The 250-nt window shown below is 53.2% G+C and carries 1 protein-coding gene; it reads right to left on the bottom strand.

Features of this window, described 5'->3' with window-relative positions; genetic code table 11:
* Positions 1–250 (bottom strand): hypothetical protein (locus tag AN389_RS20455; protein WP_160318648.1); only part of this gene is annotated, 250 nt, incomplete at both ends.

A 250-nucleotide genomic window follows, 5' to 3' on the forward strand; every position in this document is an offset into this window, starting at 1 on the left:
TGCCGTGGTTTCAACTTGGTTTGTACCATCGCTGATCATCACCGTCACAGTTTGACCGTCTTCCACATCGCTCACCGTGCCACGTACGAACATGGCGGCGCTTTCACCGTGACCGTTAATCACGCCATCGGCGGTTTTATCAATGCTAGTTGTGATCGCTACGGTGTTATCAAGTTCTACGCTATCTTGCGCATTTACAGGGTTACCTGCCACATCGGATACGCTAGCCGTGGCGGTGAGTGTGCCGTCG

The organism is Pseudoalteromonas sp. P1-7a (genome assembly GCF_001401855.1).
Classification (GTDB): domain Bacteria; phylum Pseudomonadota; class Gammaproteobacteria; order Enterobacterales; family Alteromonadaceae; genus Pseudoalteromonas.